Genomic DNA, 12742 nt, shown 5'->3' on the forward strand with positions numbered 1-12742 from the left:
TTCCTCTCGTAAAGGCCGGTAGCAAACCGGCCTTTTGCTTTCCGGCCGGGCACTCTTCCTCTGGCCAACCTCTTTTCACCTGCTCAGGGCGGAAAGATACAGGATAATCCTTGGTGACTGATGAATGATAAGGGTATTATCAACAGCAAGCTAAGCTAAGGATAGAATGATTATGTTGCATTTGCTTGATGTGAATTATAGTTTTCTTTCTGAATTAAAATCAAAAGAGCTGTTCACCCTGAGAAAGAAGGTGTTTAAAGATCGGCTTAACTGGCTGGTCAATGCTGAGAATAATATGGAGTCGGATGAATATGATAATTCCCGTACGACCTATATTTTCGGTATTTATAAAGAGATCTGTATCTGCAGTCTGCGCTTTATTGAAATTAAATACCCTAATATGATTACCGGCACATTCAAAGATTGGTTTAAAAATGTTGAGCTGCCGCAAGGGAATTATGTGGAGGCCAGCCGTTTGTTTATCGACAAAGAGCGTGTCCAGGCGCTGGAGCTTCGCCAGCAGCCGGTAAGTGCTCTGCTGTTTCTTTCCATGATTAATTATGCCCGCCACTATGGCTATGCAGGGATTTACGCCATTGTGAGTCATCCTATGTACCTGATCTTCAGAAAATCAGGCTGGGATGTTTCTGTAGTAGAGCAGAGCAAGTCGGAGAAAAATGAAAATATCTATTTGATTTTTATGCCGGTAGATAGAGAAAACCAGAAAACCCTGATTTCGCTGGTGGAATCCAGGGTTCCTTCACTCCGCTGTCAGCTGGATAGCTGGCCGTTAACCTTCCCCATCAGGGAGAACAGGCCTGATCAGATTTAGTTCAATACCAAGCCGGATGGCGTGTCTTGCATTGGTCACGCCCAGTTTCTTCACCGCATTCCCCATGTGATACTTCACTGTGGTCAGCTTGATACCCAGGATCAGGGCGATCTCCTGATAGGATTTACCCACGCTGGCCCAGTAGATGATCTCATTTTCCCGGTTAGAAAAAATCTCCCGGGTATTCATCTCTTCAAAATCAGCTTTTCTGGCCTGCTCCTGATAAAGCTGAGTCAGTTTTTCATGGGTGGTAAGTAATAACATTTGCAGCTTGTTTTTATTAAGCTGAATCAACTCTTCAATATTATCGTCGCAATGCTTATCCAACATGATCGACAACACAACCAGGTTATTGTTATGATCATGCAGCACAAATGTGTAACCATTGATAATGTCGTGGTTACGTGCCATATCAAAAAGTTTTGGCACCTTCACTCCCTGATTCAGCATCAGGTTTTCATCCCAGGAGAAAGGCGTCAGTCGGTAAAGGGCGGTCATTAACACCGGGTCGATAAACTGAAAGTTATTATCTATATAAACCTTAAACCACTCTTGCCGGTTAGAGATAATGCTGAAATCCGCAGGATTCCTTTTACTCATAATGGCATAAGCGTATTTAATATTATTGAACTGAACAAGCTTCCTTTCCAGATAATCCTTTATTGACGTATTAATAGCCTGATTATTAAAAAATAATTTAGCCATGTCATTATCTCCCTGGGAAAATAGTGCTTCCATCGATGATTCGGGACTTTAACATATATTTAATCTTTCGCATAACCTTAAGGGCAGCAGAAGGGGTTAACAGCACCGCTTGATCAAGCGTCAACGAGGAGGAGGAGCAGTGAGGCAAAATGCGGCGTTACGGGCAGATTTAGAGGGTGAACCAGATCGCACTCGGGAAGCAAAAGGAAAGATTACTTTACCTTTTGTAACGCTTCTGGCTTGGTACTGGTTCCCTTGGTGTTGGCAAATTAAATCTAATGTACTAATAATCAAGAATATTTATATTTTTGGTTCGCTAATACAATACGATTTTCAGCAGCGAATAGATAGCCATACTTAAGTACAGTAGCGCACTGTCCTTTATCTGCCCTTGCAGGAAAATCGCCCCTGAGGGCGACTTACCCGCATCAGATTCAGGCTTCCAGCTTTTCTACCGCCCAGGCAATGCCGCTGGCATACTCTTCCGGCAGTTGAGTAACCAGGCTGTTTAGCGCTCTTTGCAGAGAAGGCTTACTGATATCCGAAAGGTTCAGGTGGCCCACTTTACGCCCCGGACGAACCTCTTTTTCATACCAGTGCAGATGCACCAGCGGCTGCTGCAGCCAGGTCAGGCTCAGCGCGGTGCCAATCAGGTTCACCATCACCGAAGGGGTGCTGACAACCGGCGTGGGCAACGGCAGGTCCAGAATAGCTCGCAGATGCAGCTCGAACTGGCTGATGGATGCGCCATTTTGTGTCCAGTGGCCGCTGTTATGCACGCGGGGAGCCAGTTCATTAATCAACAACCCTTCCGGCACCACGAAACACTCCATCGCCATCACGCCGACATACTGCAACTCATGCATAATAGCTGACAGCATAACCTCAGCCTGTTTTTGCAGGGCAGGATCGGGTTCAGGCAACACAACGCTGGTGCGCAGGATCCCCTCCTGATGCAAATTGTGGGTCAGCGGATAAAACACGGTGCTGCCATCGTGGGCGCGGGCGCCTACCAGAGAAACTTCACCTGAGAAGTTAATACCCTGTTCAACAATACACTCGCCGTAACAGTCAGCTGGCAGGCTGTCTGTTTCACCCGCCCGTAAACGCCACTGACCCCGCCCATCGTAACCCCCTGTACGGCGCTTAACGATCGCCAGCTCGCCCAGTGAGGCAAAAAGCTGCGGCCATTGCGCCTTCTCTGCCAGCAGCTGCCAGGGCGCTGTCGCCAGGCCCAGTTGATCAAGAAGCTGCTTTTGCGTCAGCCGGTCGGCTAAACGTGGGAAAATGTCGCGGTTCACAAACGCCGGATGGTTCGCCAGTTCGCGCGTCAGGGCGGTTTCGGGCCAGCGCTCAATTTCTGCAGTAATCACGCTTTGATGGATCGGCAGCGCTTCTGGCTCCGCGTCCAGCCCGACAGGATAGACAGCGATACCCAGCGGTTCACCCGCCTGGCGCAGCATACGGCCAAGCTGACCATTGCCTAATACGCAAACCGGCTTCATGCTTCCTCCCGCGGGTCCGGGTTATTCAACACTTCATCCGTCTGCGTCTGACGCCAGGTGGCCAGACGCGCGGAGAGATCGGCATCATGGATAGCCAGAATTTGCGCCGCCAGTAAAGCGGCATTGGCCGCCCCGGCTTTACCGATTGCCAGCGTGCCCACCGGAATGCCGCGTGGCATCTGCACAATAGAGTAGAGGCTGTCCACGCCGCTCAGCGCAGCACTCTGCACCGGCACGCCCAGCACTGGCACCAGCGTTTTCGCTGCCAGCATGCCCGGTAAATGCGCTGCCCCGCCTGCGCCCGCGATAATCACCTGAATACCGTTATCCGCAGCCTGTTCGGCAAAGCTGAACAGCTTGTCCGGCGTACGGTGCGCGGAAACCACTTCACACTGGAAGGGCACGGCCAGGCTGGTGAGAATGTCCGCGGCAAATTGCATGGTTGCCCAGTCACTTTTGGAACCCATAACAATAGCAATGCGGGCCGGTGCGGCGTTGGATGACATGCGGGTCTGACTCCTGTGATTTGACATACGTCATCTGACTGCCCAGGCACTCAGATGGGAAGGGCAAAGAGGATAGCATGACTGTGCAGCAAGGAAAACGTTTGCCCAGGCTTCAGACGGGCATTTGTCCCTTTTTTTTGCGGGTCAGAAAGGGAAGGAAATGAGCGTGGTTTCATGCTCGCTGACGCGGATCATCGAGCCTTCAGTATGCCATGCGCCCAGCACCAGACGTTCAGCAAGCTGACCCTTTACCTCAAGCTGATGCACTGCGGGGCGATGAGTGTGACCGTGGATTAAAACATTCACCCGATGTCGGGCCATCGTCTCTGCTACAGCCTGAGCATTCACATCCATGATGGCACTCTCTTTACTGCTGTTAGCCTGTTTACTGCCTGCGCGCATTTTCACCGCAATACGCTGGCGGACAAACAGCGGCAGAGCCAGAAACAGCCTTTGCAGCCAGCGTTGCTGCACCTTGCGCCGGAAGCGCTGATAACCTTCATCATCGGTACATAACGTATCGCCGTGCATAATCAGGATCTGTTTATTATAGAGCGTCACTACCTGCTCTTCCGGCAGCAACGTCATGCCGCTGGCAGCCGCAAAGCGCTGACCTATCAGGAAGTCACGATTACCGTGGATAAAGTAGCAGGGGATATTCTGCTGCTGGAGCCTAAGCAGCGCGGCTGCGATCTCAGCGTGCAGCGGGTCAGGATCGTCATCACCAATCCAGGCTTCAAACAGGTCGCCGAGGATATAGAGCGCGTCGGCTTTCAGCGCATCACGGCGTAAAAAAGCAAGAAAACCGGCAGTAATTGCCGGTTCTTCTTTGCACAGATGCAAATCTGCGATAAACAGCGTGTGAGGCATTATTCGCTGACGGTGACTTTCTGGATCACAACGTCATCTTTAGGCACATCCTGGTGCATGCCGCTACGGCCGGTAGCCACCGCTTTGATTTTCTCTACTACATCCATGCCTTCAACAACTTCAGCAAACACGCAGTAACCCCAGCCTTGCAGGCTTTCGTCACGGAAGTTCAGGAAGTCGTTATCTGCCACGTTAATAAAGAACTGGGCGGTAGCAGAGTGAGGTGCCTGAGTACGCGCCATAGCCAGCGTACCTTTGGTATTTTTCAGGCCGTTGCTGGCTTCGTTGCGGATCTCTTCTTTGGTTGCTTTCTGGATCATGCCCGGTTCGAAGCCGCCGCCCTGAACCATAAAGCCGTTGATAACACGGTGGAAAATGGTGTTGTCGTAGAAACCTTCACGGCAGTAATCCAGGAAGTTTGCAACGGTAGCTGGCGCTTTGTCATCGAAGGTTTTGATAACGATATCGCCATGATTTGTCTGGAAAGTGACCATATTCTCATCCTGTAAAGGTTGGAGTGGTGAATGGGAAGGCGGTGCCGGCGACCTTGTGAGCCCAGCACGCTATTAACAGAGGGCTTTTATATCACAAAATGTGATGACGAGTCAGCATCACTGCATAAACCTGGCCGGGCCAAAAGCTGACGTCATTTGCTAAAGAATAAAGTGTAGATCAGGCTTTATTCGGTTATCAGCGCTCAGACGACATCGCTTTGTAAAATCCAGGCAACCGGCAGGTGCAGGCCTCCAGGCGTGCGAATGGCAGAGCAGGCAGGAAAGGATAAGGTTAACCAATAGCTTCTCTGGTTATCATGCTTATACAGAACCTGGCCCGACGTCAGGCGTTCAACACCCTGCGGTCTGGAGCAGCTTGCTTTGCGTGGCGCTTACGATAACAATACGGCAGAATATGCCCTTGGTTTTAACCCGCACACGTCAAAACGGAATGTCTCAATGCTAAAGATTTTTAATACCCTGAGTCGTCAAAAAGAGGAATTTAAACCTATTCATGCTGGTCAGATCGGCATGTACGTGTGCGGCATTACCGTTTACGACCTGTGTCATATTGGCCATGGCAGGACCTTCGTCGCGTTTGATGTGGTGGCTCGCTACCTGCGTTATCTGGGGTACTCGCTGAAATATGTGCGTAATATCACTGATATTGATGACAAGATCATCAAACGTGCCAATGAAAACGGCGAAACGGTCGAAGTGCTGACCAACCGGATGATAGCCGAGATGCATAAGGATTTCGCTGCGCTGAATATCCTGCCACCGGATCAGGAACCGCGCGCCACGCGTCATATCGCAGAGATCATTGAGATCGTCACTAAACTGATCGATCGCGATCACGCTTATATTGCCAGCAATGGTGATGTGATGTTCTCTGTTACCAGCGATGCCGATTATGGCCTGTTATCCCGCCAGGACCTGGATCAGCTACAGGCTGGCGCCCGCGTGGAAGTGGAGGCCAACGTCAAGCGTAATCCGATGGACTTCGTATTGTGGAAAATGTCCAAAGCTGACGAGCCAAGCTGGCCTTCTCCGTGGGGCGCAGGCCGTCCGGGCTGGCATATCGAGTGTTCAGCCATGAACTGCAAACAGTTGGGTGAGCATTTTGATATTCACGGCGGCGGCTCCGATCTGATGTTCCCGCATCACGAGAACGAAATTGCCCAATCTTCCTGCGCCCATGACGGTCCGTACGTGAACTACTGGATGCACTCCGGCATGGTGATGGTAGACCGTGAAAAGATGTCCAAGTCGCTGAACAATTTCTTCACAGTGCGCGACGTGCTGGAATATTTTGATGCGGAGACTGTGCGCTATTTCCTGATGTCCGGCCACTATCGCAGTCAGTTGAACTATGGCGAAGAGAACCTGAAACAGGCCCGTTCTGCGCTGGAACGTCTCTATACCGCAGTGCGTAACACCGACATTCAGGCACTGCCAGCGGGCGGCGAACTCTTTGAAGCCCGTTTCCGTGAGGCGATGGATGATGACTTCAACACGCCGGAAGCCTATTCCGTGCTGTTTGATATGGCGCGTGAAGTCAACCGCCTGAAAGCGGAAGATATGACGGCGGCCAACGGTCTTGCGGCAAAATTGCGCGAGCTGGCTGGCGTGCTCGGGCTGCTGGAGCAGGATCCGGAACTGTTCCTGCAAAACGGCGCGCAGAGTAATGATGATGAAGTTGCCGAGATCGAAACGTTGATCAGAATGCGGCTGGACGCCCGTAGAGATAAAAACTGGGCGCAGGCAGATATGGCCCGCGATAAGCTGGTGGCGATGGGCATCGTGCTGGAAGATGGCCCGCAGGGAACCAGTTGGCGCCGCAAGTAATCTCAGCGTGTATCACTATCAGGGGCGAAAGCCCCTTTTTTATTTCAGCCTGAATTGCCTGTCAGCACATTAACGCTTGTTACCAGAGCATGCTGCGGCTTATGCCGATTCCCGTGCAACAAGTTGCCCGGAAAGCGTAATCCGTTGCGTTTGCAGTTGCGGATCCTGCAGCTTGCGGATCATTAGCGCGGCAGCCTGGCGTCCCGACTCCTCACTGGCAGAAGAAACATAGGTAAACGACGGAGAAGTCAGATTAACGTGCAGCATATCCTCAAAGCCGATCAGCGCCACCTGCTGGGTTAAAAACACATCTTTGCCTACGGTGCGCCCTACATTATGAATACCGGCAATTGAGCCAATCATGGCATCGGGAGAATGGCAGAGCAGGGCGGTGAGAGTGTTATGTTTTTCCAGCAATTGCCGCGTGACGATGCCCGCTGCACGGGTATCATCGCTACAGGCGGGGGTCGCGTCCTCTCTTAAGACCAGACCATACTGGTTCATGGCACTGCGAAATCCTGCAAGCCGCTGCTGGCGAATCAGATCACCTTCGGTACCGCCAATATAGGCGATCTGACGGTGGCCGCGCTCAATCAGGTAGCGCGCGGCCAGATTCGCCGCCTGCCGGTTGTCGCGCATTACCAGATTGCACTCTTCTTCCAGCTTCAGTTGAGAAACCACAACCAGCGGTAGCGAACAGTCGCGAATTTGTGCGGGCAAACGTGATGACCGCACGTCACAGGAAAGATAAATCACTCCGGCAACGCCCTGCTGCCTGAACGAGAGCAGGCAGCGCTCAAGATGTTCATCCTCGTTAAGCGGCTGGCCGAGAAAAACCATATAACCCTGTTTTTCCAGCTCCTGCACGAGGCTTGCCATCACTTTAATTGAGAAGCTGTCGCTGAAATCCCGCAGGATCAGACCGATAAGATTAGAGGTATTGGAACGCAGGTTTGCGGCGGCGACGTTGTGGACATAGCCAATATCGTTAATGACGGCCTGAACTTTCTCTATCGTCGCATCCGAAATTTTCCCTTTACGGCGCAGCACCAGCGAGACGGTAGAAACCGATACGCCCGCGCGTTTTGCGACATCTGTGATACTGACTTTCTTCAAATCCCCTCCCTGAAATCGCGCCCCTGTCCGCCTGAGATGAAAACGTCCCCAGTATTACCGGGGACGTATCAGAGTGACATCTTATTATTTGCTTGTCCTTTCAGACATGCTTTGGGCAATAAACTGTGCTCTCGCGCCGAAAATCACCTGAATGCCATTGTCACCGACAAACACTACGCCGCGCGCCCCAAGACTGTTCAGCCCGTCTCTGTCTACCTTCTCGCTCTCTGCCACTTCAAGGCGCAGACGAGTGATACAGGCGCCCACGGAGTCGATGTTTTTCGCGCCGCCCAGCAGCGTAATGATTTCGGTAGCCAGTTCGTCATCGGTTTTATCATCTGTCGTGGCGGTCACTTCTGACCGTCCCGGTGTTTTAACATCTAAACGACGGATGACAAACCGGAAAGTGAAGTAATAGATCAGCGCCATCGGCACGCCGACAATCACGGCGTTCAGATAGTTGGTTTGATAGCCGTTAAATGAGGGCAGAATGCCGAAGGAGATATAGTCAATCAGGCCTGCGGAGAACGATTTAGCGATATGTGCATGCAGCAGATACATAGACATATAAGCCACGCCAGCCATGATAGCGTTAAAGACATAAAGGACCGGCGCAACAAAAATAAAGGTAAATTCTACCGGCTCGGTGATCCCCGTCAGGAAGCAGGTGAGGGCCGCAGAGAAGAGAATACCGGAAGCGATTTTCTTATTTTTGGTGTGCGCCTCATGATACATCGCCAGACAGGCGGCAGGCAGCGCGAACAGCATCAGCGGGAACTCGCCCTGCATAAACTTACCGGCATTCTGGTAAGTATCACTACTGAAGGTTTTACTTCCCTCTTCCAGCATCTTGAACCAGATAGTTTGATCGCCGTGGATCACCTGGCCACTCAGGGTTGTATAGTCGCCAAACGAGTACCAGAAAGAGGGATACCAGATATGGTGCAGGCCGAGCGGGATAAGCGCACGTTCAACCAGGCCAAAAATAAAGGTTGAGGCGGCCTGGTTATTGCCGTTAACGACCACGGAGAGCGCATCGATTCCATTCTGAACATGTTCCCAGACATAGGGCAGCAGCAGCCCCAGAATAAAGGAGAGAAAGGCTGTTGCAATGGCGACGAAGCGCTTACCGGAGAAGAAGCCAAGGAATTCCGGCAGTTGCAGGGTGTGAAAACGGTTATAGCACCAGGCAGCGAGGATACCGCAGATCAACCCACCAAACACGCCCATTTGCAGTGTCGGAATGCCCACCACCATGGCGTATTTTCCGCCCTGGGAAGCCATCTCTGGCGTTATGCCCAGCAGCGTCCCGATGGTGATGTTGGTGATAAATACCGATACGGCGGCCGAAAGGGCGGCGATACCCGATTCAGAAGCCAGACCTACAGCGGAACCGATGGCAAACAGTAGCGGCAGATTATCGAAAATCACTCCCCCCGCGTTCATCATTAGCGGCAGGTGAAACTTGTCGCCGAAGGCCAGTAGCAGCCCTGCGGCCGGAAGCAAAGAGATTGGCAGCATTAACGCGCGACCAATCATGGATAATTTTGATAACGATCTCACAAACCCTGATATCAGACTCATGCTGCCTTCCCCCGGTGGTGTTTTCCACACCCTGTTATTGTAAGTAGAACGTTTTAGTAGAACGTTCTACCTATCGTGAGAGAAGCGTGATTTTGCTGCAACAGGATTTTCATCTTCAGCTAGAGGAAATAGTGATAGTTTGAAGTCGATCGGCTATTGCCTTACGAGAAATAGGGTATTGCGCATGAAGAGAGGAAGGGGCTGTACCGGATTGGGCCTGGGAAGATTAAGAGAAATCCGGCAGCGAAACGCTGCCGGAAAAGGGCAGGCTTATGCCGTAACCGCTATGCTTTGACCCTCAAATACCACGGTCTGGCCCGCTACAATTTTGCAGCGTTTGCGGGTTTCCACCACGCCATCGACGGTGACGTTGCCTTCTGCAATCAGCGTTTTGGCGCGCGCGCCGCTTTCCACCAGACCTTCCAGCTTCAGCAGATCGCACAGATCGACATGGGGATGTTTACCTAAAGAGAACGTTGCCATTATTTTACTGCTCCATCATGAGATTCTTCGCAGGCCTGCAGGGTGTTCTGAATCAGCGTTGCCACAGTCATCGGGCCTACGCCGCCTGGAACTGGGGTAATATAAGAGGCACGCTCTGAAGCCGCCGCAAAATCAACATCACCCACCACTTTGCCACTTTCAAGGCGATTAATACCCACGTCAATCACCACCGCCCCTGGCTTGATCCAGTCACCCGGAATAAAGCCTGGTTTGCCTACCGCGACCACCAGCAGATCGGCGTGCTCCACATGGAAGCGCAGATTTTTGGTAAAGCGATGGGTAACGGTTGTGGTGCAGCCAGCCAGCAGCAGCTCCATGCTCATCGGGCGTCCGACAATGTTAGAGGCGCCAACCACCACGGCATTCATGCCAAAGGTATCGATGTTGTAACGCTCCAGCAGCGTCACGATGCCACGGGGCGTACATGGGCGCAGCTTTGGCGCGCGCTGGCACAGGCGACCAACGTTATAAGGGTGGAAGCCATCCACATCTTTCGAAGGCGAGATGCTTTCCAGCACTTTTACGTTATCGATGCCTGCCGGCAAAGGCAACTGCACCAGGATCCCATCGATTTCGCTATCCTTGTTCAGCTTGTCGATCAGCTCTAACAGATCGGCTTCGCTGGTGGAAGCGGGCAGATCGTAAGAGCGGGAGAGGAACCCGACTTCTTCACAGGCGCGGCGTTTACTGCCGACATAAATCTGCGAAGCGGGGTTCTCACCAACCAGAACAACTGCCAGGCCCGGAGCACGCTTTCCGGCTGCCAGACGCTGGCGGACTTTTTCCGCAACCTCTTGACGCACCTGCTGCGCAATCGTTTTACCGTCAATAATCTTTGCTACCATCAGAGAGGGGATCCATCTGTGTTGAGTTAATACGGGGATTGGTGCCTATTTTGTCAGAAGCGGGCGCTGCTGTCAGGCACAGTTTCAGGCAAGACTGTTCAATAGTGCAGCAACAGACCGCTTCCGCCCGATAAATCGTTGACTCAGCAGGTTCGCACCGTATAATTCGCCTCAGTTCTCCATGCGCCCTTAGCTCAGTTGGATAGAGCACCGGCCTTCTAAGCCGTAGGTCACAGGTTCGAATCCTGTAGGGCGTACCATTACTTTTCAGGCAGTTACGCTAGTTTCAATCCCACCTGATTTTCCCCCTGTGTCGTATTTGTGTCGTTATCACCCAAAAGTGAGTCAATTTTGCACCTAATCTCCGTTACGACAGGTAGATGAGGGCAGTTTCGATTTCTGCCGGTTCTTAAGCGCCAGCTCACGCCCCACACTTTACGTTCAATGCCTTCATTGTGTTATTACATATAGCAGATTACTGATTCTTAGCATAAAAAACGCCTCGGTGAGCGGTTGGTATTACTATGATGGTCGAACCCTGGCCGTTGTGGGATAGCCATTATTCCCATTGTCATAGGTAAGGTCAGATTCAGGCTCAGGTTCAGGTTCAGGTTCAGTTAAAACAATTTAATTCGCTCCTTTACCCTCACGAACTCACGTCACTAACTCACCGGCGCCAGGTTCGGAGTCAAAATCATGTTCCTTTTCAGTGCCAGTATCATCAAATGTCAGAGTTATTTTCATTTGCCTTTCTTCTTCTGGTAAACCGGATATTTACTCAGCTATGGAGCTATATTTCTAGCGCCTAACCTCTTCACACTCAAGCTGAACAAATGACCTGCACTTGATGTTCGCCTCTTCATCAACTCACATGACTCTCTGGTTTCGTATATCCGGGTACCGCAGCATTAGCCGGTCAGAAGCGGAACAGCTCAGCATGACAGAGTTTCAGCTTATGCTTAACGCCAAGTACCTAAACCAAAAGGGATTCACTCGCGATGAGTATGATTCCGTGGTCGATGATTACATAGCAAAGAAAGCAAGAAAGCTGGCGGAAGCAGCATAATGTTCATCATTAGTTTTTCATTAAAACGCTAATGATTTGGCTTTAGTTGTCGATAAAGCTTTTGCATTGAACAATTTCACTTATCTGGAAACGAAGAACAATGAAAAAATTAACTTTAGCTGTGGCTGCTTGTGCGATTTTACTCTCTGGTTGTACCGTTCGCGTTGCCGACATGACTGTTGGTAGCACCAAAAACTACAATCTAAATGCCGCTAAATTCGAAAAGGGCGCTCGCGTAATTGGTGAGGATAAGGCGCCAATCGTGATTTTCCCTCTTGGGATTCCTAGCGTTAAAACTGCAATGGACCGCGCTATTGAAAAAGATAAGTGCGCTGTTGGTTTGAGCGATGTTGTTATCTACCAGCTTAATCACGCCTTCCTGTTTGGGACTTACGGATTCCGTGTAGAAGGTACACAGATCATCGATAAGTCTCAGTTAGGATGTGAGAACCATTAATAGATATCAACCCCTCCAATAGCCCGCCATCCGGCGGGTTTTTCCTTTCCGGTCAAAGCCAAATCCCCATTTTTTTGCTTCCTATTGCATCAGATCCTCTTTAGGATTCATTCCATCATTTACGTTAAGGGATGAGGGTATGAAGAAGTTATTTGTTGCATTTGCTTTGGCTGGTTTAGTTTCGGGTTGCGCTCCACATGCAAAATGCATGGGCATCAATGCTAAAAATTCCTATGGTGGGTATACATGAATCAAAAGATATTGGTTCTTCTTTCATAACGGAAACATCTTAAAAGCTCAACAAACGGATATTTATCCTGGGATGATGATATTCAGAGGCCATAATGTGGCCTGTGAATAAGATAAATAATCTAACTAGCCTCGTAAGGCTATCCAATCCAGCTGGCTGC

General features: G+C 50.8%; 12 protein-coding genes, 1 tRNA gene and 1 pseudogene. 5 read left to right on the plus strand and 9 right to left on the minus strand.

The window, feature by feature from the left end; all coding sequences use genetic code 11:
• Window positions 1–172: 172 nt before the first annotated feature.
• Entirely contained in the window at window positions 173–832 is a 660-nt protein-coding gene (locus SD961_RS08660; protein ID WP_318789976.1) for an acyl-homoserine-lactone synthase, read from the plus strand.
• Here the strand turns inward: SD961_RS08660 and SD961_RS08665 are convergent.
• The 5 genes from SD961_RS08665 to ppiB form a co-directional block, all read right to left on the minus strand.
• A complete protein-coding gene (locus tag SD961_RS08665; protein ID WP_318789977.1) occupies window positions 791–1537 on the minus strand; it encodes a LuxR family transcriptional regulator in 747 nt (248 codons plus the stop codon). The two genes, SD961_RS08660 and SD961_RS08665, sit on opposite strands and share 42 nt — an antisense overlap.
• 434 nt (window positions 1538–1971) lie before the next feature.
• On the minus strand, window positions 1972–3042 hold the full coding sequence (purK, locus tag SD961_RS08670) for a 5-(carboxyamino)imidazole ribonucleotide synthase (RefSeq protein ID WP_318789978.1): 1071 nt from the start codon (window positions 3040–3042) through the stop codon (window positions 1972–1974).
• Entirely contained in the window at window positions 3039–3548 is a 510-nt protein-coding gene (purE, locus tag SD961_RS08675; RefSeq protein WP_318789979.1) for a 5-(carboxyamino)imidazole ribonucleotide mutase, read from the minus strand. The genes purK and purE overlap by 4 nt, the downstream gene beginning before the upstream one ends.
• Window positions 3549–3692: 144 nt before the next feature.
• Window positions 3693–4418 carry a UDP-2,3-diacylglucosamine diphosphatase gene (lpxH, locus tag SD961_RS08680; RefSeq protein ID WP_318789980.1) on the minus strand — a complete coding sequence of 242 codons (726 nt, stop codon included), beginning with the start codon at window positions 4416–4418 and terminating at the stop codon, window positions 3693–3695.
• Window positions 4418–4912: a peptidylprolyl isomerase B gene (gene ppiB, locus SD961_RS08685; protein WP_306207298.1), complete on the minus strand. Its 495-nt coding sequence runs from the start codon at window positions 4910–4912 to the stop codon at window positions 4418–4420. Before ppiB ends, lpxH begins: the two co-directional genes overlap by 1 nt.
• 459 nt (window positions 4913–5371) lie before the next feature.
• Here ppiB and cysS point away from each other — a divergent pair, with 459 nt between their 5' ends.
• Window positions 5372–6760 (plus strand): cysteine--tRNA ligase, encoded by a 1389-nt coding sequence (gene cysS, locus SD961_RS08690; protein WP_318789981.1) that lies wholly within the window; start codon window positions 5372–5374, stop codon window positions 6758–6760.
• Window positions 6761–6859: 99 nt separating this feature from the next.
• On the opposite strand, the gene malI is transcribed toward cysS, so the two are convergent.
• From malI to folD, 4 genes are all read right to left on the minus strand, one after another.
• Window positions 6860–7876 carry a Mal regulon transcriptional regulator MalI gene (gene malI, locus SD961_RS08695; RefSeq protein ID WP_318789982.1) on the minus strand — a complete coding sequence of 339 codons (1017 nt, stop codon included), beginning with the start codon at window positions 7874–7876 and terminating at the stop codon, window positions 6860–6862.
• A gap of 84 nt (window positions 7877–7960) precedes the next feature.
• Window positions 7961–9460 (minus strand): PTS transporter subunit EIIC, encoded by a 1500-nt coding sequence (locus SD961_RS08700; protein WP_318789983.1) that lies wholly within the window; start codon window positions 9458–9460, stop codon window positions 7961–7963.
• A 270-nt stretch (window positions 9461–9730) separates the two neighbouring features.
• The gene (gene ybcJ / locus SD961_RS08705; RefSeq protein ID WP_318789984.1) at window positions 9731–9943 is read right to left on the minus strand and encodes a ribosome-associated protein YbcJ; all 213 of its coding nucleotides are present in this window, start codon (window positions 9941–9943) and stop codon (window positions 9731–9733) included.
• The gene (folD, locus tag SD961_RS08710) at window positions 9943–10809 is read right to left on the minus strand and encodes a bifunctional methylenetetrahydrofolate dehydrogenase/methenyltetrahydrofolate cyclohydrolase FolD (protein ID WP_318789985.1); all 867 of its coding nucleotides are present in this window, start codon (window positions 10807–10809) and stop codon (window positions 9943–9945) included. Before folD ends, ybcJ begins: the two co-directional genes overlap by 1 nt.
• A gap of 183 nt (window positions 10810–10992) precedes the next feature.
• Here folD and SD961_RS08715 point away from each other — a divergent pair.
• The 3 genes and pseudogenes from SD961_RS08715 to SD961_RS08730 all read left to right on the plus strand — a co-directional run bounded on the left by SD961_RS08715 (window position 10993) and on the right by SD961_RS08730 (window position 12332).
• A tRNA-Arg gene (locus SD961_RS08715) sits at window positions 10993–11069 on the plus strand.
• Window positions 11070–11716: 647 nt separating this feature from the next.
• Window positions 11717–11875 (plus strand): annotated as a pseudogene (locus SD961_RS08725) (DUF6246 family protein); the annotation flags it as partial.
• A 100-nt stretch (window positions 11876–11975) separates the two neighbouring features.
• Window positions 11976–12332, plus strand: coding sequence for a hypothetical protein (locus SD961_RS08730; protein ID WP_318789986.1), 357 nt, complete (start codon window positions 11976–11978; stop codon window positions 12330–12332).
• Window positions 12333–12742 lie beyond the last annotated feature (410 nt).

The organism is Erwinia sp. MMLR14_017 (assembly GCF_033657285.1).
Classification (GTDB): Bacteria; Pseudomonadota; Gammaproteobacteria; order Enterobacterales; family Enterobacteriaceae; genus Erwinia.